Consider the following 21,582-nt stretch of genomic DNA (forward strand, 5'->3'; position numbering starts at 1 on the left):
ACGAATGCATCGTGCGCGCACCCACTGGACCTGAACGGGCTCAGCGTCCAGGTGCCTTGCCGGCAATAAACATGATGGCGTGTTCCAGGGCATATCCGGGTGAACGGCTGCCGCCCTTGACCATGCGGTCGGTATTCGCGATTTCCTCGACGCACAGGGCCAGATCGCCGCGCTTCCAGCCGCGAGCCTGCTGCTGCGCCTGCTGCACCTGCCACGGAGCCATCCCCAATTCGGAGGCCAGGGCAGCAGCAGGTTCATTCACGCCCGCGACCTTGGCGATCTGGCGGACCTTCATCGCCAAGGTGGCAACAATGGGAATCGGGTCGGTTCCGGTACCCAGCGCGTGGCGCAAGGTGCGCAGCGCCAGCTGGGCATTGCCCGAAATCGCCGCATCGGCCACCTTGAACGCGGTCGCTTCGACCCGGCCCCCGTAGTACTTGTCAACGGTATCCTGGTCAATCGTTCCCGTGGTGTCGGCGATCAGCTGGGAGCAGCTCGAACCGAGCTCTGCCAGCGAATTGCCGACTGCGGCAACGAGGGCCTTGACCGCGTCATTGGTAATCCGGCGCTTGGCTGCCTTGAATTCGGACTGGACGAAGTCGATCTTCTCGGAGTCCTTCTTCACCGGCTGGCAGTTGACGACCACCGCGCCGGCGGCCTTGATCGCGTCTATCAGCTTCTTGCCGCGGGTGCCGCCCGAATAATGCATGATCAGCACATTCTCGGGTGCCTGGTCCTTCAGATAGGCCATCGCATCCTTGAGGAAGTACTCGTTCATGTGCGCCAGTTCGTGGACCTCGACCAGATTGGCGGTGGAGAACAGCGAGGAGCTGGTGGCCATGAGCAGCTCTCCCGGCTCGTACTTGGCCGCGTCAAGACGCGTGTGCTGGATGTCGTCCCGCTGGCCGGCTTGGGAGCGCAGCAGCTCGAAGGCGCGTGAAGCGAGGTAATCTTCTGAACCGGTCAACAGGATCAGCGGTTGCGGGCGCAGTTCCCGCCATGAGATTCCCGGATTTGCTTGGGCGCGTGCCATCGAGCTCCTTAGTGCATCGGTCGATATATTGATCCTACCGAACCGGAGTACCCAGGGAGGTACCACGGATGCCCTGGCCGGTAAATGTGAGCAGTACGGTACCGGATTGGTCGGTGCGCAGCACTGTCGCGCCGATCCGCTTCGCCATTTCCAATGTTTCCGGGTGCGGGTGGCCATAGGAATTGTCCTTCCCTGCCGAGACCAGCAGGATCTGCGGATGGATCTGCTCAATGATCCGTGTGCCGCCGTTGCGCGCGCCATGGTGCGAAGCCTTCAAGATCGCGGCATGGCCTTGCGGATGCAGCCGCAGCAGGCGATCCATGGCTTCGGTCTCCATATCCCCGGCCGCAAAGAAATCGACGGCACCACTCGGGGTGGAAAAGCTGAAACGGATGACCAGCGACGTGTCGTTGGGTTCGGCGTATTGCGCGTACCGCGCCTCAGGACCCACGACTTCGAAGCTCACCTCCTCCGCAGTCTGCCGCGTACCAGGCTCCAGCACCCGAGCCCCGGGCCAGAGTTCCAGATCGAATCCGGTCGAGACCAGGCGGTCCCCGATCCGCACCTTCGACTCCTCCAGTTCCCGGATGGCCCCGAAATGGTCGCTGTGCGTATGCGTGATGAAGACCTTGCCCAGCGTGGTGATGCCCAGCCGCTCCAGGCACAGCAGCAAACCGCTATCGGGGGCCCGGTATCGATCAGCCAGCCTTCCGCATCCCCCAGGTTGATGACGAACGCATCGCCCTGCCCCACATCGCACATGGCGATGCTCCAATCCGTGGCAACATCTTCCCGATAGAACAGGGTTGCAGGCACAATGAGCGCCACGGCGAAGACCATGATCGCGCCCAGCACGCCGAGCGAGACCTGGCGCACGCGCAGCCGCTCGGTTTCGCGGCCCAGCACCAGCAGCGAGCACAGCGCAAGCGACAGCATGACCGCCAGCAGGATTCCCGGCAGTCCTTCCGGCCATGGACGGGCAGCACCCGGCAGCCCGGAGACGGCATGGGCAACCTTGCCGATGGCTTCGGCTGGAAGTCCGGGCACCCAGATCAGCACCGATTCGAATCCCGGCCATGGGGTGCACAGCAGCAGGCAGATCATGCCTAGCGCGGTAATCAACGGCAGCAACGGCGCCACCAGTAGATTCGCGGGCAGCGAGTACAGGCTGAAATCCGAATTCAACGCGATCACCACCGGCAGGCAGGTGAATTGCGCGGCGCAGCAGATGGCGGTCAGCTGCGCCAGCCAGGCCGGCATGACGTGGAGCATGATTTCGGTCAGCGCCGGCGAGAGCATGATGATGCCCAAGGTCGCCAGCACCGACAGGGCAAAGGCCGGTTCGGCGCCCAGGCTTCGATCGATGGCCAGCAAGGCTGTGCCGCTCAGGCACAGGATCCCCAATGAGCCCTGGCCGCGGCCGAGCAGTACCGAAACCGCCGCAATGCTGCCCATCAGGCTGGCGCGCAGCACGCTGGGATCCGGCCCGGCGAACCAGGCGAAAAGCCCGACCACGCCGATCATCAGGATCGCGCTGGGGACGCGCGGAACCGAGAACAGCCGGAACAGCACCAGCACGATGGCCCCGATCAGGGCGATATTCGAGCCGCTCACGGCGGTGAGATGACTCAGCCCGCTGGATCTCATCGCCTCGCCCAGTGCTTCATCCTGCCCGGAGCGGTCGCCGTAGAGCATGCCGGGCAGCAGCGCCTGCGCATTGCCGGGCAGGTCGCTCAGGCTGAGGGTGAAGCGTTCCTTGAGCAGGTCGGCGGCCGTCGGTTCCGCCCAAGAACTGACCTGCGGCTCGCTGGCGGCCTGCGCCCACCAGTCGAAGGATCCGGCATCCGCGGCGTCCAGATCGAGGATGGCCTCGAACTGCCCGGCGTTGGCAGGCAGTCCGAAATCCACGCTCAGGTAGACCGGCACCTGGCATGCCACCCATTGGCCATCGTCCCAGTAGCGCTGGATTTCCGCCCGGCCCGCGGTGCTTCCCTGGCCCTGCGCGCTGGCCAGGTCCTCGAAACGCACGACCGCGCGCCGCTGCTGCTCGGGAGCGCCGGGCAGCTGGCATTGGGGGTCGGTGAACGACAGGCTGCTGACCGCGACCATTCCCAGCAGCAGGATGATCGGACCGGTGAACCACGGTGCGGCGTAGGCGCGGTCGTGCCGGGGACGCAGGAGCAGGAACAGCAGAAAGGCGAGCAGCGCCGACAGCAGCCACAGCAGCCAGGCCGGGAGGCTGAAATAGGCGGCGGTCCAGGCACCGGCCAGCAGCCACAGGCCCCGGAAATCGGTGTTCACGGGACCACCAGCTCGCTCAGCTGCCCCAGCAGCGCCGGGCCGATGCCGGAGACGGCATCCAGCTCCTCTACGGAGGTGAAGGGGCCGTTCTCGGTGCGGAAGTCGATGATCCTGCCGGCCAGGGCCGGGCCGATCCCCGGAAGCTCCTGCAGGGTCTGCGCATCGGCGGTGTTCAGCGAGATCTTCCCGCCGGCCGTGGCGCTCGGGGCGGCTGGGAGGTCCCTGCCGGTCTCGGTGCCGGGAAGGATGACCTGCTGGCCGTCGACCAGCTTGGCTGCCAGGTTCACCAGCTGCGCCTGGGCGCCCTTGGCCAGCCCGCCGGCGGCCTCGACCGCATCGGTGATCCGCGAATCCGCGGGCAGCGTGTAGACGCCGGGCTTCTTCACCGCGCCCACCACATGGACCGTGACCTCGGGACCGGACGGGCTCGGGGACAGCTGGTCCCCCGGAGCCGTCGCGGAGGGATCGGACACCAGCGGAACCGTTTCAAGCTCCTGGGCTACCGGCGGGGGCGCCAGCAGGATGGAGATCGCGATCCAGGCGAGCACCACGACGACCAGCACCAGCACGGCCACGCGCGAGATCGCAAACCTCAAGCGGCCGGGACGTGGCGCGTACTTGCTGAAGAAGTCGTGGCGGCCCATGGGCCACAGTCTGGGCTATGGCGCCGGCGGGTTGTCCAGGATCGATTCCGGTTGTGGATTCAGCGGCGCGACGCACACGGCGATCACGCCCATGCCGGTATGCGCGGCCAGCACCGCTGGCAGCGACTCGACCACGACCGGCGCAGCGCTGAACGGGGCCAGTTCGGTGGCGATCTCCTCGGCCAGTTCCTCGGCGCCGAAATGCATCACCCCCAGGCGCACCTCGCCCTTCGCGCCACGGGCATCGCGCAAGGCCAGCGAGACCAGCCGCGCGGTGGCGCGCGCGAAGGAGCGGGGCTTTTCCAGGGCGGCGATCGCGCCATCGGCAATACCGAGGATCGGCTTGAAGTTCAGCAGGCTGCCGAGAACCGAGGACAGTGCGCTGATCCGGCCGCCGCGGCGCAGCTGCTCCAGGCTGGGCACCGCGAAGTACACGGAATTGGCGGTGGCGGTGCCGGCGATCTGCTCGAGCATTTCCAGCGGGGCGCCGGCGTCGCGCGCAGCCAGCACATCGGCCACGGCGAAGCCCTGGGGCAGGCAGACGGTACGCGTGTCGACCACGGCGATCGGCGCGTCGAAGCCGCGCGCGGCCAGGCGGGCGGCATCCACGGTGCCCGACAGCGCCCCGGACATGTGGATCGAGATGACCGATTCGCACCCGGCCTCCAGCAGCTGCCGGTAGGCGCGTTCGAACTCGCCTGGTGCGGGGCGGGAGGTCTTCACCGCCTTGCCCATGGCCAGGCCCATCATCAGCGCCTGCAGGTCTTCGCCCTGCACATGGTTGTCCACGATGATCGGGATCGGCACCTGGATGAAATCCGCATGCCGCGCGAAGGCCTCGGGCAGGCAGGACGCCGAATCGGAGACCACCCCGATGCGGGTACGAGAAAGCCCGCGCGGGGCCAGCCACTTGGGCAGCCAGCCCGCGCGCGAGCTTTTCTGGCGTTCAGTCATGAGCTGAGCTTACGGGGCGGGGACCACGTTCACCAGCTTCGGCGCACGCACGATGACCTTCAGCGGCTCCTTGCCGTCGAGCATCCGGATCACCGACTCGTGGGCCAGTGCCTGCTCGCGCAGCTCGTCCTCGGTAATGTCCACGGATACTTCCAGGCGCGCGCGCACCTTGCCCTTGATCTGCACGACCGCGGTGATGGTGTCATCGACCAGCAGGGACTCATCGACCTGCGGCCACGCGCTGGTGACCACGCTCGGGGCGTAGCCCAGCGCTTCCCACATGTCCTCGGCGGTGTACGGGGCGAACATGCTCAGCAGCTGGGCGAGAACCGTAGCGGCCTCGCGCACTGCCGGGTCGGCCGCGCCGGCACCGGAGTCGATGGTCTTGCGGGTGGCGTTGACCAGCTCCATGGCCTTGGCGATCACCACGTTGAACTTGCCCGAGTCCAGCAGCTGCGCGGCCTCGTGCACGGTGCGGTGGGTGACCTGGCGCAGCGCCTTGTCCCCTGCCGCGTAGTCCACGCCTGGTTCGCTGGCCACGTTTTGGGCAATGCGCCAGGCGCGGGCCAGGAACTTCTGCGAGCCCGATGGCGAGACGTCGGCCCAGTCCACGTCGTCCTCCGGAGGGGAGGCGAACACCATGGTCAGGCGCACCGCGTCGACGCCGAACTTGTCCAGCTGCTCGCCCAGATCCACGCCGTTGCCCAGCGACTTGCTCATCGCCTTGCCGCCGTTGAGCACCTGGCCCTGGTTCAGCAGCGCGCTGAACGGCTCGGTCGCGTCGATCAGGCCCAAATCGTGGATGACCTTGGTGAAGAAGCGCGAGTAGAGCAGGTGCAGGATCGCATGCTCGACGCCGCCGACATATTGGCCGACCGGCATCCAGTCGCGCACCGCCTTCGGGTCGAACGGCCCTTCGGCATAGTTCGGGGAGACGAAGCGCAGGAAGTACCAGGACGAATCCACGAAGGTGTCCATGGTGTCGGTGTCGCGCTTGGCCGCTCCCCCGCACTTCGGGCAGGGAACGTTGACCCATTCCTCGGCGGCGGCCAGCGGGCTGGTGCCCTTCGGGGCGAGCTGCTCGCCGCGCAGATTATCCGGCAGGCGCACCGGCAGCTGGTCCTCGGGAACCGGCACCTCGCCGCAGTCCGCGCAGTGGATGATCGGGATCGGGGTGCCCCAGAAGCGCTGGCGGCTCAGCAGCCAGTCGCGCAGGCGGAAGTTCACGGTGTGCTTGCCGGTGCCGGCAGCTTCCACGATTTCGATGGCGCGGTCGATCGCTTCGGCCTTGCCCAGCCCGTCCAGCTGCCCGGAGTTCACCAGCTGGCCCTCGCCGGCGGTGGCGATGCCGGTGGCGTTCGGGTCCTCTTCCCCGGTGTCGACGACCACGCGCACCGGCAAATCGAAGGTGCGGGCGAAGTCCAGGTCGCGCTGGTCGTGCGCGGGCACGGCCATGATCGCGCCGGTGCCGTAGTCGGCCAGCACGTAGTCGGCGGCCCAGATCGGCAGCTTCTCCCCCGACAGCGGGTTGATCCCGTAGCGGCCGGTGAACACGCCGGTCTTCTCGCGCTCGGTGGACTGGCGCTCGATTTCGCTCAGCGCCTTGACCTGCTCCTGGTAGGCTTCCAGCGCTTCGCGGTGCTCAGCGGTGACCAACTCTCCGGCCAGGTCGGCATCGGCGGCGACGACCATGAAGGTCGCGCCGTACAGGGTGTCCGGGCGGGTGGTGAACACCGGGATCTTCACCGCCGGCTGATCCTCGTGCGCCTCGATCTCGAAGGTGACCTCGGCGCCTTCGGAGCGGCCGATCCAGTTCTTCTGCATCAGCAGCACGCGCTCGGGCCAGTGGCCCTTGAGCTGGTCCATGTCCTCAAGCAGGCGGTCGGCGTAGTCGGTGATCTTGAAGTACCACTGGTTCAGCGACTTCTTGGTCACTGCGGTGCCGCAGCGTTCGCACGCGCCGTTGACGACCTGCTCGTTGGCCAGCACGGTCTGGTCCTTCGGGCACCAGTTCACCGGGTGGTCCTTGCGGTAGGCCAGGCCCTTCTCGTAGAACTTGTTGAACAGCCACTGGGTCCAGCGGTAGTACTCCGGATCGGAGGTGTGCAGGCGGCGCGACCAGTCCGCGGAAATCGCGTAGCGCTTGAAGCTGGCGGCCTGGGTGTCGATGTTCTTGTAGGTCCACTCCGCAGGGTGCGCATTGCGCTTGATCGCGGCGTTCTCCGCCGGAAGGCCGAACGAGTCCCAGCCGATCGGGTGCATCACGTCATAGCCGCGCAGGCGCCAGTAGCGTGCGACGACGTCGCCCATGGCGAAGGCCTCGGCGTGGCCCATGTGCAAATCGCCCGAGGGGTACGGGAACATGTCCAGCACGTAGCGGCGTTCGCGGCTGCCGTCATCGGCGGGCTTGAACACCTGTAGCTCGTCCCACACCGGAAGCCACTTGGACTCGATGTCCTTGAAGTCGTAGGTCCTGGGTTCGTTCGTCGATGATGTCACGCTGCTCTTCTCACACGCTTTGCGGAAAAATTTCCGATAGGAAAATTTGCTCTTGGTTCCAGACACAACAAAAGCCCCCAAATTTCCACTCGGGGGCACGGCCATCGGGCCGCGCTTACACTAGGTTGCGCTTAGGATTCATATCGCGATTCTATCGCATCTGTCCTGCCCACGCGCGCATCGGTGAAGCGCAAGATTGTTCACAACCGCCAACGGGCCGCCCGCGCTAATCCACAATTGGCGGCAACGCCGACGCGCAGGCCGATCCAACGCCCGATCATGGAGCCATGAACGCCCCTGCCCTGATCGCCGCTCTGCGCACCGCATGCCAGGTCCCGCTGCACCTCGGACCTGCATTATCCGGCGCCATGCTGCTGCGCCTGGGCTACCTCTGCCTGGCCCTGTACACGACCCTGGGTAAGCTGGTGCACGGCTCGGGCGACCCGCGCCTAGTCCTGGCGCATCTGCAGCTGGCCGAACGCTTCGCCCAGCAGGTCCATGGCGACCAGCTATCAGGCGCGCTGCAGGCCGAAGCCACCGGCGCCCACGCGTTGTCCCTGGAGGGCTATGCCGCGCTGCGGGTGCCCGCCGATGATCCCGAAGCCATCAGCGATGACCTGTTTGCCGGGGAGCCGGGCATCGTGCCGGGGCGCTGCTGCTACAAGGACACCGCTGAGCTGCTGGCCGCCTGGCTGGGGCTGGGCTACTTCGAAGCCCGGCAGCGCCTGGCCGACGCGCACCTGCTCATCGGGCGCCGCGCCCCCGATGGCGGCATCTGCGCGCCGCGCTTCCCCCAACTGGCAGGGCTCTATGCCAAGGGCACTGGCGACCGCCGGGCCATCGCCTCGGCCGCACGGCGCCTCGACCGGCTCGAACCGCAGGACACCACCTTTGACGGCGTGCCCCTGAAATTGCAAGCCTACGGCACCGATGGCCGCACCCTGGATGAATCCGCGGCCGAAGCGCTGGGCGACCTGGGCCCACGGGCAGCGCAGAAGCGGATCAGCGCCGAGATCAGGACCTACAAGGAACTGCATGGCAAAAAGCTGCCGCCGCGACTGGGCTTCTTCATCGGCCCTGTGAAGGACGGCGTGCATTTCTTCTCGCTTCGCACCGATGCCAGCGACGCGCAGCTGCTGAATTCGATGGCCGCCCAGGCCGGAAATCCGCGGACCAAGTCAGGCCGCGCCGACCGCGAAGCCGAACAGCAGCGCACGCCGGAATCGGGCTCCGGCACCGGAAACCCCGATGACCAGGATCAGGAACCCCAGGCCGGCCACGATTCCACGGCCAGCCAGGACTCGGGTGCCGAGCCGCAGCCATCAACTGAACCAGAAACTGCACCGCAGGCGCCTTTCTGGCTGCGCAGCGAACACCCCATGCCGCCGTGGGCCGAAGACGAAGCAGAACCCGGCAACGGGTGTGCTCCGGAGCCCGGAAACACCGAAGCGCATGCAGATGGCGATGCGGCACACGACGAGCTGCGAAGCGACGAGGCCACCGAACAGCCGGATCTGCACCGCCGCCGGCTCAATGCATTCATGGCGTTGCTGCGGGCCCCCTTCACCGGCGGAAAAAGGAAGGTCGTCACCCCGAAATTCGTGGTCTACCTGTGGCTCGCAGACTTGCAAAACCTGGCCGATGCGCATGGCATGACCGCCAACGGCGTCGATATCCCGCCCGGCGAGCTGCGGCGGCAACTGGCCAGGGCGAACATCATCCCGATCGTGCTCGGAGGCAACAGCCAAGTGCTGGATATGGGGCGCAAGATGCGCTATCACAAGGGTGCGATCCGCGAAGCCATCATGGCCCGGGACCGAGGCTGCATCGTGCCTGACTGCACCGCGCCCCCGGACCAGGTCGAAGCCGACCACTACCTGAAACCCTGGTCTGACGGCGGGGAAACCAGCGTCTGGTCAGGGGCCGGACTGTGCACGGGCGATCACCACAAGCGCCACGCCGGGCAGATCACGGTGATCGATGTCGACGGGCTGCCGCACGTGCTCATGCCGGAGCATGTCGATCCGGAACGAATTCCGCGCCGCAATACCTATTGGGGTGCCCGGCAGGCAGGCGAATCCCCCACACGCCACGCACCTGCCGCACCGGACCCCGAGCCGCCGGGCAAGGAAGAAACCCCTGATGCAGGGCGGGAAACCTGAGCGGCCCAAGGTGTTGACAGGGCCGTCTTAAACGGGCGGCGCCCGAACCACGCCAATGGGCGGTTCGGGCGCTGCCGGTGTCCGGAACGGTTCCGGCCAAGCCGCAGTCGGGCTCAGGCCTTGGTATCCTCGTCGACCCAGTCGAAGGTGCGCGTGACAGCCTTCTTCCACAGGCGCAGGCTGCGCTCGCGCGATGCCTCATCCATGGTCGGCTCCCAACGCTTGTCCTCGGCCCAGTTCTGCTCCAGCTCGCCAAGGTCCTTCCAGAAGCCAACGGCGAGGCCAGCGGCGTAAGCCGCACCCAGCGCGGTGGTCTCGGTGACCTGCGGGCGAACCACTGGCACGCCGAGGATGTCGGCCTGGAACTGCATCAGGGCTTCGTTGGCCACCATGCCGCCGTCGACCTTCAGTTCGGTCAACGGAACCTCAGCGTCGGCGTTGACCGCATCCAGTACTTCTCGCGTCTGGAATGCGGTGGACTCGAGCGCCGCACGGGCAATGTGGTTCTTGTTCGCATAGCGGGTCAGGCCGACGATCGCGCCCCGGGCATCCGAACGCCAATAGGGAGCGAACAAGCCGGAGAAAGCCGGAACGATATATACGCCGCCGTTATCCTCAACCTGGGCCGCCAGCTGTTCGACCTCCGGGGCGGTGGCGATCATGCCGATGTTGTCGCGCAGCCACTGGATCAGGGAACCGGCAACGGCGATGGAACCTTCCAGGGCATACACCGGTGCGCTCTCGCCCAGCTTGTACGCCATCGTGGTCAGCAGGCCGTTGGACGAATTCACGATCTCCGTGCCGGTGTTGAAGATCAGGAAGCAGCCGGTGCCATAGGTATTCTTCGCGGTGCCCGCGGTGAATGCGGCCTGGCCGAAGGTTGCCGCCTGCTGGTCGCCCAGGATACCGGCAACCGGCACCTCGCGCAGCAACTGGTTCGTGTGCACCGTGCCGTACACCTCCGAAGACGAACGGATCTCCGGCATCATGGACAGCGGCACGCCGAAATCGGCCAGGATCTTCTCGTCCCATTGGAGGGTCTTCAGGTCCATGAACAGCGTGCGCGACGCGTTGGTCACGTCGGTAACGTGCACACCGCCGTCCACGCCGCCGGTCAGGTTCCACAGCACCCAGCTGTCGGTGGTGCCGAACAGCAGGTCTCCTGCTTCTGCGCGTTCCCTCGCGCCTTCGACATTGTCCAGGATCCACTTGATCTTGGTGCCCGAGAAGTAGGTTGCCAGCGGCAAGCCGACAGTCTGCTTGTAACGTTCCAGGCCGCCATCACCCGCCAGCTCGTCGACGATGTCCTGGGTACGGGTGTCCTGCCAGACAATCGCGTTGTAAACGGCTTCGCCGGTGTTCTTGTCCCACACCACCGTGGTTTCGCGCTGGTTGGTGATGCCAACGACCTCGATGTCGTGACGGGTCAGGTTGGCCTTGGACAAGGCCTGGCCGATCACTTCGCGCACATTGGTCCAGATTTCGGCTGGATCATGTTCGACCCATCCGGCGGCCGGGAAGATCTGCTCGTGCTCCTTCTGGCCTACCGAGTGCACCTCGCCGGCATGGTTGAAGACGATTGCACGGGAACTGGTGGTGCCTTGGTCAATGGCGATGACGAATTTTTCACTCATGATTCACTGCTCTCTTTCTAGAACATTGGCGCGGCGGCAAGTCCGCCAAGGATACCGCCGATAGCTGGACCGACCAACGGAACCCACGAATAGGACCAGTCGGAAGAGCCCTTGCCCTTGATCGGCAGGATGGCGTGGGCGACGCGTGGACCCAGGTCGCGGAACGGGTTGATGGCGTAGCCGGTGGCACCGCCCAGGGACAGGCCGATGGCGACAACCAGCAGGGCCACGGCCAGCGGGCCGAGCTCATGCGGGGTGTGGCCCAACCCGGCGATCACGAACACCAGGACAAAGGTGCCGAAGATCTCCGTGACCAGGTTCCAGCCGTAGGAGCGGATGGCCGGTCCGGTGGAGAAGACACCCAGCTGCTGGCCCGCGTTCTGCGGATCGTCCAGATGCTTCTTGTAGGCGAGCCAGGTTCCCACGGCACCGAGGAAGGCGCCAATGAACTGCGCCAGGAAATACAGCATCGTGTTGGCGAAGGTCTTGGCGACCCCTGGGGCGTATTCGGCGGCATCCGGGTTGACCAGCAGGCCGAGGGTGACTGCCGGGTTCAGGTGGGCTCCGGAAATTCCGGCGATCCAGACGCCGCAGTAGACGGCAAAGCCCCAGCCGAAGCTGATGGCTACCCAGCCCGCTGCGCTGCCGAGGGTGCCTTTCAGGGCGACGTTGGCGCAGACGCCGCCGCCCATGAGCAGGAGTATGAAAGTGCCGGCTAATTCGGCGAGAAACACGTGAGTGGACAACGTTGACCTCTTAGTGGTTTCGATTGCCGGCGGCGACTTGCCGCCGGCCAAGATGCAGCTTAGACCAGGGTGACACCGTGGGCTTCTGCAAGGACCGAGAGCGAATGGTCGATCTCGGCTTGGATCTGGGACTTATCCCATTCCATCGGGTTAGCGAGGCAATTAGCTGCCTCGATCACCAAATTCTTCGTGACCAGGCCGCGGAAGGCCAGGTTGGTGCGTCGGATGAAGACGTCGATCAGGCGGCCCACCTGCTCATGCTTGGCCATGTAGGCCAGTTCCTGGCAGGACAGCTCGTTGGTGTGCTCGAGCATGGTTTCGTTGCTGCCGAGCGCTTCGAGCACTGCATCTGCGCCGGTGCCGTAGCGCTCCAGGAGCACACGCAGGCGTTCGCGTCCGGCCAGGTGCTCGCGGGCCGCAAACCAGGCGGCCAGCTCGCCCTCATTCTTCGGGAAGTTCTTGCCTCCGCCGATAGCTACGCCCACGGTGCTCGCGGTCTCGCGCTCACCCAGGAATTCAAGCGCTTTGCCGCCCAGGTTCTCGCTCAGGGCACGGAAGGTGGTCCATTTGCCGCCGATCAGCGAGAGCATCGTGGTCTTGTCGGTCAGGCGGGTTTCCTTGACCTGGTAGTCGCGGGAGACGAAGCCCGGTGCGGTGTCATCGTGATTCGGCAGCGGGCGGACGCCGGAGAACTTGTAGACGATCTGTTCTTCGCTCACGCGGATGCCCGGGAAGACATGGTGCACCAGCTCGAAGAAGTAGTCGACTTCCTCATCGGTGCAAACCGCTGGCTCGTTCATGTCGTGCTCGAGATCGGTGGTGCCTACCAGCACCCGGCCGAGCATAGGGTAGATCAATACGATGCGGCCGTCTTCGTGCTCGAAGAAGATTTCACGCCCGCCGGTGGCGGCCAGCAGCTCTGGGTGGTCGAGCACGATGTGCGAGCCCTTGGTGCCGCCGGTCCACTTGGTTTCGCGGCCCAGATCTTTATTGGTCATATCCACCCACGCGCCGGTGGCGTTGATGATGACCTCGGCCTCGAAGTCGAAGCTTTCGCCGGTGAGCACATCGCGCAGCTTCGCGGTGCCGCCGTCGACGCCTGTCAGTTCGACGTAGTTGCTGGCGCGGGCAGCGCTGTTGGCGCTCAGGCCTTCCTGAAGCACGTCCAGGGTCAGGCGCTCCGGGTTGTGCACCGAAGCGTCGAAGTAGGTGGCGGTGTACTTCACGTCATCGCGCAGCGCGGGCAGGTCCTTGCGGGCAGCCTTGCCTGCCTTGAAGTTGTGCCATGGGGTGTTGCGTCCGCCGATGCCGGCGAACACGTCGTACATGATCAAGCCGGCTTTGATCAGCGCGGCGCCGCGCTCTGTGGGCTTGCCCGACTTGTGGGTCAAGAAGCGCATTGGCGCGCTGAGCATGCCGGAGAACGTGGAGAAAATGGGGATGGTGGTCTGCAGCGGCTTGACGTAGTGCGGCGCGATCTGGAGCAGCGAGTTGCGTTCCTGCACGGATTCGTGGACCAGGCGGAACTCGCCGTTCTCCAGGTAGCGGATTCCGCCGTGGATCATGTGGGAGCTGGCACCGGAGGCGCCCTGGCAGTAATCGCCGCGCTCGACCAGGGCGACATCGATCCCCTGCATGGCTAGGTAGCGGAAAGTGGCGACGCCGTTGATGCCGCCGCCAACAACCAGAACCTGCGCCTGCGAACGTTCACGCAGTTTGGCTAGCTGTTCCCGAATCACGATTTGTGCCCCTTGTGTAATAAATGGATGAGTCTGAAGCTAGTCTTGTTACAGAACGGCAAAGCGGTCAAACAAAATGCACAAACGTGCAGAAGTGGTCTAAATCATGATGAAATCCTCCCCCCGGGGCACCTACAAGCGGGCAACGAATGGCACATCCGTGCACAGCACTCCCAAGGCCAAGGACGCGCTGCGCGCCGCCCAGCTGTACTACCTGCAGGACATGAAGATGGAAGCGATCGCCAAAGAGCTGGGAACCTCGCGTTCGACGGTCTCCCGCTTGCTCTCCCACGCTAAGCGCACCGGCATGGTCTCGATCAGCATCTCGCCCAGCGCCAACATGTCGGCGCTGCTGGGCAACCAGCTCTCCGAGCACTACGGGATAAGCTTCAACGTCGTGCCCACCGACGGCAACATGGACGACTCCGAATTGCTTTCCCGCGTCGCTGCGCACGCCGCCTATCTGCTCGGCGGCATGGTCTCCTCCTCGATGACCGTGGGCGTCGCATGGGGGTCGACGATGCAGGCGGTGTCCATGGCCCTGGGCTCGCACCCCACCCATGACACGAAAATCGTGCAGCTCAATGGTGCGGCAAACCCGGTAACCAGCGGAGTGCGCTACGCCAGCGACATCCTCACGCGTTTCGGCCAGGCCTTCACCGCACGCACCGAGCAGTTCCCGGTCCCGGCCTTCTTCGACCGGGCATCCACCCGCGAAGCCATGTGGCAGGAGACGTCGATCCAACGGGTGCTGCAGGTGCAGAAGGAGATGAACCTCGCGGTGTTCTCGCTGGGCTCGGCCGGTTCCGCTGTCGTCTCGCAGGTGTACCGCGGCGGCTACTTGACCAAAGACGAAGCCCAGGAACTGAACGAGATCGGTGTGGTCGGCGACGTGGCCACGGTGTTCTTCGACAAGAACGGCACCAGCTCGAATATTTCGCTCAATGCCCGTTCCACCGGGCCAGCCCTCGATGCACTGCGCAAGGTGCCGACACGGTTCTGCGTGGTTGCAGGGCGCGGCAAGCTGCAGGCGGTGCGCGGTGCGCTTAAAGGCGGGCTGATCACCGATCTGGTGATCGACGAGGGCACGGCCCTGGCGCTGCTGGACGGGTAGGGTTAAAGCCATGGCCCCCCGACAGCAGCTAGCGACCACCCACCATTTCAACGGCGCCGAAATCCGCGTCTACACCCACCCGGCCCAGAAGCCCTCGCGCGGCGTGATCTACGCGCTGCACGGATTCCGCGGCGACCACCACGGGCTGGCGCGCATCGTCTCGCATCTGCCGCACTACACGGTGGTCGTCCCCGACCTGCCGGGTTTCGGCTCCTCGACGTCGATGCTGGATCTGGACCACGATGTCGACGGGTATGCGGCGGTGCTCAACCAGCTGGCCGAAGAACTGCAGCTGGGTCCTTCGGTGCACCTGCTGGGGCATTCCTTCGGATCGATCGTGGCCGCCAAGCTGGCTACCGTGCGCAGCTTCGCCTCGTTGCTCTTGCTGAATCCGATCTCGGAGCTTGCCTTGGAATCCGACCAGGCGCTGCTGTCCAAGCTGGCCAGCGGCTACTACGAGGCATGCGCCAGGATTCCGGCGGGCATCGGCGAAGCGCTGCTGCGATCCAGGCTGTTCAGCGATGCGATGAGCCTGGTGATGACCAAGAGCAAGGACACGGACATCCGGGCCTACGTGCGCGAGCAGCACCGCGCCTATTTCGGCGGCTTCCATTCGCGCGCGACCCTGGCCCAGTCCTACCGCGCGTCGATCAGCTCGACCGTCGGGGACTACTCCCCTGCCCTGGGACTGCCCACGCTACTGGTCGCCGGCAGGGAAGACGAATTGGGCACCCCGCAGACGCAGGAAACGCTGCGGGCAAGCTTCGCCGACGCGCAGCTGGTGATGCTCGAGAACGTCGGGCACCTGATCCACTATGAAAAGGCCCCGGAAACCGCGAAGGCCATCGACCGCTTCCTGCAGCAGCTGGCAGCTGGCCGACACTAGCGCCGCGGCACGTTCCTAGAGCGCGTCGTCCGGATCGATGGCGATCGCCACGACCGGGTCCTTGGCCGCGGACATGGTTGCGCGCAGGTGGCGCAGCGCCGTGGTCACCGCGGTTCCGTCGGCGTAGGAGAAGAAGAGCACGTAGCGGTGCTGGGCCGGCGGCCCGTCAATCACCGTCGGACCATGGATTTGCACGCGCGCACGGGTCTCGGGATCCAGGTTGGCGACCAGCCGTTCGGCTCCCAAGCCCGAAATGACCGCGCTGCGCACCGCCGGAGGCAGCCCCACCTCGCGGCGCTCGGCCAATTCGCGTTCGGCAAAGCTCGCCGGGTCGTAGCGCACCAGCGCGGCCCCGGCAGGGCTCGGATTGCCGGTCAGCACCACGACTCCGTCAGCCCGCGCCATGGAGGCGGCGGTGAACCATCGGGCGATGACTTCCTCGGCGTTGCGCAGCGAATCGTGGGCCATCATCCTGTCGGCATCGAGCAGCAGCACCGCGGCGTACCCGGATTCGGCAAACGGTTCGACCCCAGGGGTTGCGACGACCAGCGCCGGCTTGTCGCCGATCCTGTCCACCGGCTTTGCTCCGGTGGAAGAAATAACGCTGACCTTGGGAAAGGCCAGGCCGAGTTCTTCGGCGGTGCGGTCGGCGCCGATGCTGGCGGCCCGGATCCGCGGCGAGGCGCAGTGCGCGCAGCGGTAGTCGTGGTACTGCTCGCCGCACCAGCGGCAGGCCACATGCGAGCCCTTGCCGGCAATGTGCAGCGGGCCCTGGCAGGCGGGGCAGCGCGCAGCGGTCCGGCAATCCTGGCAGGCCAGGGCAGGCATGAACCCGGTGCGCGCCACCTGCACCAGCACCGGACCGGTTTCCAGCGCCTTGGTGGCTTCGCGCCAAGCCAGCGACGGGATGCGGGCCCTAGCCAGCACCGGGTCGCGCTCCAGCTCGAAATCATTGGTGGTGGCCACGACGCGGGCCGTGTGCGCACGCAGCAGCTCGCGCGGCATCTTCAGCTCGATGGCCCAGCCGGTGTCCACCAGGCGCTGGGCTTCGACCGAGCGCGATGGCGCGGCGATCAGCAGGGAGATGCCTGCCTGCGCGCTGCGCAGCAAGGCCACTTCGCGGCTGTGCTGGTAGGGTGCGCGCTGTTCGCGGTGCGAGTGGTCCGCGTCCTGCCACACGATCATCAGTTCCAGCCCGGGCACGTGGCACAGCGCCGCCGAGCGGGTGCCGATGACGATCTGCACGTGCCCGCCGATGGCGCGCAGGAAGTTGCGGTAGCGCGGTGTCGGCCCGTCGTCGGCCTGCAGCCGGGCATAGGATTCGGCCCCGAAGTGCTCGTCGAGGTAGCTGCCCAGCAGGCGCAGGTCGCGGGCATCGGGCACGATCAGCAGCACCCGCTGGCCGCGCTCGATCACCGGACGGGCGGCATCCATCAGGAAACCGGGCCAGGCACCGTGGAAATTCGGCACCCAGGTGGCCACTGCCCGCAGGGTTTCGCCGCTGCCCCAGGCCGCCAGTGCCTGCTCCCCATGCTCGTAGTGGAGCAGCTGGTTCGGCGCCTCGGGCAGCTTTGGGGCGACGGTGGCCAGTTCCTCTTTTTCGACCTTGGCGGCGCGGGCGGGCACGGCCAGGCGCACCACATCCCACAGGGTGCCGGCGTAGCGGGTGGCGACCTCCTGCGCGGCGTCCACGATCGCCGGGTACAGCGCCACCTGGGTGCTGACCAGCTTGGCCAGCGGCCTCAGCTTCATTTCCGGGGCGTAGTCCTCAAGCACGGCAACGATGAACCCGGAGAGCAGCTGGGGGCCGAAGTGCACCTTCACGCGGACTCCGGCCACCGCATCCTCCGTCATCGAGGGCGGGATCTCGTAGTCGAAGAAGCGGTCCAGGTGCGGGACCGAAGAATCAATCAGCACCCGGGCAACCCGCTTGATGCGGGCCGGCTCGGGTGCTGAGATCAGGGCGTCTTGCTGCACGGTGGCTAGGCGTTGAACCAGCTGCGCAGGGCGTCGACGCGGTTCAGCTTCTCCCAGGTGAAGTCGTTGTCCTCGCGGCCGAAATGGCCGTGGGCAGCGGTCTTGCGGTAGATCGGGCGCTTGAGGTCCAGGTCCTCGATGATGCCCAGCGGACGCAGGTCGAACACCTCGTTGATGGCCTTGGTGATCTTCGCCGGGTCAACGGTCTCGGTGCCGAAGGTCTCCACGTACAGGCCCACCGGACGGGCCACGCCGATCGCGTAGGCCACCTGGACCTCGGCGCGGCGGGCCAGGCCGGCGGCGACCACATTCTTGGCCACCCAGCGCATGGCGTAGGCTGCGGAGCGGTCGACCTTCGATGGATCCTTGCCGGAGAACGCGCCGCCGCCGTGGCGGGCGAAGCCGCCGTAGGTATCGACGATGATCTTGCGTCCGGTCAACCCGGCATCGCCGACGGGGCCGCCGATGATGAACGGGCCCGAAGGATTCAGGATGATCTTCGTGTTCGAGGTATCCAGGCCCGAACGCTCCAGGATCGGGGTGACGACCTCTTCGTGCAGGTCGGCCTTCAGCGTGGCCAGCTCGTATTCGGCGGCGTGCTGGCTGGAAACGACCACGGTGTCCACGGAGACCGGCTTGTCGCCGTCGTAGCCGATGGTGACCTGGGTCTTGCCGTCCGGGCGCAGCAGCGGCATGCGGCCGTTCTTGCGGACCTGGGTCAGGCGTTCGGACAGGCGGTGCGCCAGGAAGATCGAGGTAGGCATCAGCGAATCGGTTTCATCCGAGGCGTAGCCGAACATCAGGCCTTGGTCGCCGGCGCCCTGCATGTCGCGCGGGTCCTTGGCGGTGCCTTCGCGGGACTCCAGCGAGTTGAAGACGCCGTCGTGGATTTCCTGGGACTGCTGGCCGATGGACACGGACACGCCGCAGCGCGCCCCGTCGAAGCCGTTGGCCGAGGAGTCGTAGCCGATGTCCAAAATGGTCTTGCGGACGATCTCAGGGATCTCCACATAGCCGTTGGTGGTCACCTCGCCGGCCACGTGCACCAGGCCGGTGGTGGTCAGCGTCTCGACGGCGACCTTCGAGTCCGGATCCTGGGCCAGCATGGCGTCGAGGATCGCGTCCGAGATCTGGTCGCAGATCTTGTCGGGGTGGCCCTCGGTCACGGATTCCGAGGTGAAAAGGCGAAGTTCAGGGGTTGTTGAAGTCACCGTATAACTCTATCTGGTCTCTGGGACCGGTAAGCAGAACTAGGACATTTCGTGAACAAGCACCATATGGCGCGGCTCACTTTGTTACAGCTGCATGACTTTTTGCGGCATTCGAAATCTGCTCGATGACCACGCGGGCCACCTCCAGCTTGCTGCCCGAGGCTTGCACCGCTTCGGCGTGATCGGCGACGAGGACGTGGATGCTGTTGGTTTCCTGCCCGAAGGTCAGCGTCGCGCCCACCTCATTGACCACGAGCATTTCGCAGCCCTTGCGCTCCAGCTTGGCCTGCCCGTACTCGAGCACGCTGCCCTGCTCGTCGCCGGTCTCGGCGGCAAAGCCGACGATGAACTCCGGCAGGTCCGGGTTCTGGCTGCGGGCGGAAACCAGTTCGGCGAGGATATCGGGGTTGCGCACCAGCTCGATGACCGGTGCCGAATGCTCGTCGCGCTTCTTGATCTTCGAGTTCTCGATGCGTGCCGGACGGAAATCGGCGACCGCCGCGTTCATGATCAGCACGTCCTGGCCCGGAGCGTTCTCGAAGACCGCCTCGCGCAGCTCCAGCGCGCTTGAAGCGTGCACCAGCTTCACGCCATGCGGCGCGGGAACTTCCAGATGGGTGGCGATCAGCGTGACCTCGGCCCCGGCATCACGGGCGGCCTGCGCCAGCGCGACACCCTGGCGGCCCGAGGAGCGGTTGCCCAAGAAGCGCACCGGGTCCAGCGGTTCGCGGGTGCCCCCGGCGGTGATCAGGACCTTGGAACCAGCGAGCACCGGCTCGGAGAGCAGGTCCTGGACTGCCGCGAAGATCTCATCTGGTTCCGGAAGCCGGCCCGGTCCCGAATCCTTTCCGGTAAGCCGCCCCGAGGCAGGTTCGATCACCCGCACGCCGCGATCGCGCAGGGTCTGCACGTTCGCGATGGTGGCCGGGTGCTGCCACATTTCGGTGTGCATGGCCGGGGCCACCACAACCGGAGCCCGGGTGGCCAGCAAGGTGCCGGTGAGCAGGTCGTCGGCCAGCCCTGCGGCGGCCTTGGCCAGCACATCGGCGGTAGCCGGAACAATCAATACCAGATCGGCCTGCTGGCCGAGACGCACGTGGTTGACGGTATCGACCGCTTCGAACACATTCGAGGTCACCGGATTTCCGGACAGGGCCTCCCAGGTGGCATTGCCCACGAAGTTCGCGACGTTCTGGGTGGGGATCACATCGACATGGTGGCCGGCTTCGCGCAGCAAGCGCAGCAGGAGCACGGACTTGTAGGCGGCGATGCCAGCTGAGACGCCTAGGACAATTCGCTTCACGAAGTACTTCCTCGAGGATTCGGTGCGGTGATGAGGTGGGTGGAAAAGGGGCTTAACGAAAAAGAAGGCGCCCGCTGCGGGGCGCCGACTTTTCGATTAGTCCTCGATGGCCTCGGCCGGAGTGACCTTCAGAAGGCTGTCATCCAGCTCGCGCAAGGCGATGGTCAGGGGCTTCTCGTTCAGCTTGGTTTCCACCAGCGGGCCGACGTACTCGAACAGGCCTTCGTTGAGCTGCGCGTAGTAGGCGTTGATCTGGCGTGCGCGCTTGGCCGAGTTCAGCACAATGGCGTACTTCGAGTCGTTGGTCTCAAGCAACGAGTCGATCGATGGGTTGATGATTCCCTCTGGGTTGGACACAGGACTCCCTATTTGTCGTTCTTTAGCCCCATGAGGGCTACAAGCTCTTCGGCGGCACGTGCGACATCGTCGTTGACGATGGTCACGTCGAATTCTGATTCCGCTGCAAGTTCTAGTTTAGCGGTTTCCAGGCGGCGCTGCTGTTCCTCGGCCGATTCAGTGCCGCGTCCCACAAGCCGGCGCACCAATTCGTCCCACGATGGCGGGGCGAGAAAGACGAATTTTGCCTCGGGCATCGACTCCTTGACCTGGCGCGCACCCTGCAGATCGATTTCCAGCAGGACCTTCTTGCCCTGTGCCACTGCATTTTCAACCGTGGAGCGAATCGTGCCGTAGCTGTTCTGGCCATGGACGACAGCCCATTCCAGCATCTGGCCTTCCTCAACCAGGGTTTGGAAGCGCTCGGGGCCCACGAAGAAGTAGTGGACTCCATCCTGCTCCCCCGGCCGGGCGTTGCGGGTCGTTGCCGACACCGAGAGCCAGACATCTGGATAGTTATCGCGGATGTAGGTAGAGACGGTGCCCTTGCCTACTGCCGTGGGGCCGGCTAGAACAGTTACCGACGCTGCGGTCATTGACTACACTTTCGTTTTTGGCGGGCTTTGCTTGAAGTGCTCGGTGATTGCGGTGCGCTGCTTGCGTCCCAGTCCGCGCAGACGGCGTGATGGGGAAATGCCAAGTCGCTCCAGCAAGTTTGCCGCGCGTACTTCACCTACGCCCGGTACCGATTCCAGAAGGTCCATGACACGCATGCGTCCCACGGCTTCATCTTCGTATACCAAGTCTAGTACCTCGGTGATGGAAATTTTTCCGGCACTGAACTCCGCCTTGATTTCTGCACGACGAGTGCGTGCGGCGAGTGCCTTGGCGCGGGCCCGGATACGATCTTCGTCAGAGAGTTCTCGCAGTACCATCGTTCAGCCATCCTTCAGTTGTAGTGGACTAAGGCTTATGTTGAGAAACATAGCGAGGTAACGCTGCTTTTGCAAGACTAAACGCGTTGTGGCTACTAGAAACTCTAA

General features: G+C 65.4%; 18 protein-coding genes. 3 read left to right on the plus strand and 15 right to left on the minus strand.

Features of this window, described 5'->3' with window-relative positions; genetic code table 11:
- Nucleotides 1-40: 40 nt before the first annotated feature.
- Genes holA through leuS form a run of 6 tightly spaced genes read right to left on the minus strand, consistent with a single transcriptional unit; the run spans nt 41 to nt 7,431 of the window.
- Nucleotides 41-1,033: a DNA polymerase III subunit delta gene (gene holA / locus F0M17_RS08525; protein WP_073706221.1), complete on the minus strand. Its 993-nt coding sequence runs from the start codon at nt 1,031-1,033 to the stop codon at nt 41-43.
- A gap of 34 nt (nt 1,034-1,067) precedes the next feature.
- Nucleotides 1,068-1,499 carry a ComEC/Rec2 family competence protein gene (locus F0M17_RS08530; RefSeq protein WP_149596924.1) on the minus strand — a complete coding sequence of 144 codons (432 nt, stop codon included), beginning with the start codon at nt 1,497-1,499 and terminating at the stop codon, nt 1,068-1,070.
- On the minus strand, nt 1,496-3,334 hold the full coding sequence (locus F0M17_RS08535; protein ID WP_149596925.1) for a ComEC/Rec2 family competence protein: 1,839 nt from the start codon (nt 3,332-3,334) through the stop codon (nt 1,496-1,498). Before F0M17_RS08535 ends, F0M17_RS08530 begins: the two co-directional genes overlap by 4 nt.
- On the minus strand, nt 3,331-3,978 hold the full coding sequence (locus tag F0M17_RS08540) for a ComEA family DNA-binding protein (protein ID WP_149596926.1): 648 nt from the start codon (nt 3,976-3,978) through the stop codon (nt 3,331-3,333). The genes F0M17_RS08535 and F0M17_RS08540 overlap by 4 nt, the downstream gene beginning before the upstream one ends.
- Nucleotides 3,979-3,993: 15 nt before the next feature.
- Entirely contained in the window at nt 3,994-4,932 is a 939-nt protein-coding gene (locus F0M17_RS08545) for a DegV family protein (RefSeq protein ID WP_073706219.1), read from the minus strand.
- 9 nt (nt 4,933-4,941) lie between these two features.
- The gene (gene leuS, locus F0M17_RS08550) at nt 4,942-7,431 is read right to left on the minus strand and encodes a leucine--tRNA ligase (protein WP_149596927.1); all 2,490 of its coding nucleotides are present in this window, start codon (nt 7,429-7,431) and stop codon (nt 4,942-4,944) included.
- 287 nt (nt 7,432-7,718) lie between these two features.
- Between leuS and F0M17_RS08555 the strand changes: the two genes are divergently transcribed.
- Complete coding sequence (locus F0M17_RS08555; protein WP_149596928.1) at nt 7,719-9,593, plus strand: HNH endonuclease signature motif containing protein; 1,875 nt, start codon at nt 7,719-7,721, stop codon at nt 9,591-9,593.
- 113 nt (nt 9,594-9,706) lie between these two features.
- Here F0M17_RS08555 and glpK read toward each other — a convergent pair whose 3' ends face one another.
- From glpK to F0M17_RS08570, 3 genes are read right to left on the minus strand one after another with little or no spacing between them, the layout of a single operon-like run.
- Nucleotides 9,707-11,227: a glycerol kinase GlpK gene (gene glpK, locus F0M17_RS08560; protein ID WP_073706215.1), complete on the minus strand. Its 1,521-nt coding sequence runs from the start codon at nt 11,225-11,227 to the stop codon at nt 9,707-9,709.
- 17 nt (nt 11,228-11,244) lie between these two features.
- The gene (locus F0M17_RS08565) at nt 11,245-11,973 is read right to left on the minus strand and encodes an MIP/aquaporin family protein (RefSeq protein ID WP_038991305.1); all 729 of its coding nucleotides are present in this window, start codon (nt 11,971-11,973) and stop codon (nt 11,245-11,247) included.
- Between the two features lie 59 nt (nt 11,974-12,032).
- Nucleotides 12,033-13,712 carry a glycerol-3-phosphate dehydrogenase/oxidase gene (locus F0M17_RS08570; protein ID WP_121866841.1) on the minus strand — a complete coding sequence of 560 codons (1,680 nt, stop codon included), beginning with the start codon at nt 13,710-13,712 and terminating at the stop codon, nt 12,033-12,035.
- 106 nt (nt 13,713-13,818) lie between these two features.
- Here F0M17_RS08570 and F0M17_RS08575 point away from each other — a divergent pair, with 106 nt between their 5' ends.
- Both F0M17_RS08575 and F0M17_RS08580 read left to right on the plus strand, forming a co-directional pair.
- Nucleotides 13,819-14,826 (plus strand): sugar-binding transcriptional regulator, encoded by a 1,008-nt coding sequence (locus F0M17_RS08575; RefSeq protein WP_073706213.1) that lies wholly within the window; start codon nt 13,819-13,821, stop codon nt 14,824-14,826.
- A 10-nt stretch (nt 14,827-14,836) separates the two neighbouring features.
- Nucleotides 14,837-15,712, plus strand: coding sequence for an alpha/beta fold hydrolase (locus F0M17_RS08580; protein ID WP_149596929.1), 876 nt, complete (start codon nt 14,837-14,839; stop codon nt 15,710-15,712).
- A 15-nt stretch (nt 15,713-15,727) separates the two neighbouring features.
- On the opposite strand, the gene F0M17_RS08585 is transcribed toward F0M17_RS08580, so the two are convergent.
- From F0M17_RS08585 to mihF, 6 genes are all read right to left on the minus strand, one after another.
- Nucleotides 15,728-17,689 carry a primosomal protein PriA gene (locus F0M17_RS08585; RefSeq protein ID WP_149596930.1) on the minus strand — a complete coding sequence of 654 codons (1,962 nt, stop codon included), beginning with the start codon at nt 17,687-17,689 and terminating at the stop codon, nt 15,728-15,730.
- Between the two features lie 5 nt (nt 17,690-17,694).
- Nucleotides 17,695-18,900, minus strand: coding sequence for a methionine adenosyltransferase (gene metK / locus F0M17_RS08590; protein WP_149596931.1), 1,206 nt, complete (start codon nt 18,898-18,900; stop codon nt 17,695-17,697).
- 76 nt (nt 18,901-18,976) lie between these two features.
- Complete coding sequence (gene coaBC / locus F0M17_RS08595) at nt 18,977-20,203, minus strand: bifunctional phosphopantothenoylcysteine decarboxylase/phosphopantothenate--cysteine ligase CoaBC (protein WP_149596932.1); 1,227 nt, start codon at nt 20,201-20,203, stop codon at nt 18,977-18,979.
- 96 nt (nt 20,204-20,299) lie between these two features.
- Complete coding sequence (gene rpoZ / locus F0M17_RS08600; protein WP_038991115.1) at nt 20,300-20,560, minus strand: DNA-directed RNA polymerase subunit omega; 261 nt, start codon at nt 20,558-20,560, stop codon at nt 20,300-20,302.
- An 8-nt stretch (nt 20,561-20,568) separates the two neighbouring features.
- Nucleotides 20,569-21,135: a guanylate kinase gene (gmk, locus tag F0M17_RS08605; protein WP_066138462.1), complete on the minus strand. Its 567-nt coding sequence runs from the start codon at nt 21,133-21,135 to the stop codon at nt 20,569-20,571.
- A 3-nt stretch (nt 21,136-21,138) separates the two neighbouring features.
- Nucleotides 21,139-21,474: an integration host factor, actinobacterial type gene (gene mihF / locus F0M17_RS08610; RefSeq protein WP_013349055.1), complete on the minus strand. Its 336-nt coding sequence runs from the start codon at nt 21,472-21,474 to the stop codon at nt 21,139-21,141.
- Nucleotides 21,475-21,582 lie beyond the last annotated feature (108 nt).

This window comes from Glutamicibacter sp. ZJUTW (assembly GCF_008370855.1).
Taxonomy (GTDB): Bacteria; Actinomycetota; Actinomycetes; order Actinomycetales; family Micrococcaceae; genus Glutamicibacter; species Glutamicibacter nicotianae.

Excerpts from the sequence above, each read along its gene's own strand:
- holA (WP_073706221.1), bottom strand. The coding sequence starts at position 1,033 with ATGGCACGCGCCCAAGCAAATCCGGGAATCTCATGGCGGGAACTGCGC.
- F0M17_RS08540 (WP_149596926.1), bottom strand. The coding sequence starts at position 3,978 with ATGGGCCGCCACGACTTCTTCAGCAAGTACGCGCCACGTCCCGGCCGC.
- F0M17_RS08545 (WP_073706219.1), bottom strand. The coding sequence starts at position 4,932 with ATGACTGAACGCCAGAAAAGCTCGCGCGCGGGCTGGCTGCCCAAGTGG.
- F0M17_RS08555 (WP_149596928.1), top strand. The coding sequence starts at position 7,719 with ATGAACGCCCCTGCCCTGATCGCCGCTCTGCGCACCGCATGCCAGGTC.
- glpK (WP_073706215.1), bottom strand. The coding sequence starts at position 11,227 with ATGAGTGAAAAATTCGTCATCGCCATTGACCAAGGCACCACCAGTTCC.
- F0M17_RS08575 (WP_073706213.1), top strand. The coding sequence starts at position 13,819 with ATGATGAAATCCTCCCCCCGGGGCACCTACAAGCGGGCAACGAATGGC.
- F0M17_RS08580 (WP_149596929.1), top strand. The coding sequence starts at position 14,837 with ATGGCCCCCCGACAGCAGCTAGCGACCACCCACCATTTCAACGGCGCC.
- gmk (WP_066138462.1), bottom strand. The coding sequence starts at position 21,135 with ATGACCGCAGCGTCGGTAACTGTTCTAGCCGGCCCCACGGCAGTAGGC.
- mihF (WP_013349055.1), bottom strand. The coding sequence starts at position 21,474 with ATGGTACTGCGAGAACTCTCTGACGAAGATCGTATCCGGGCCCGCGCC.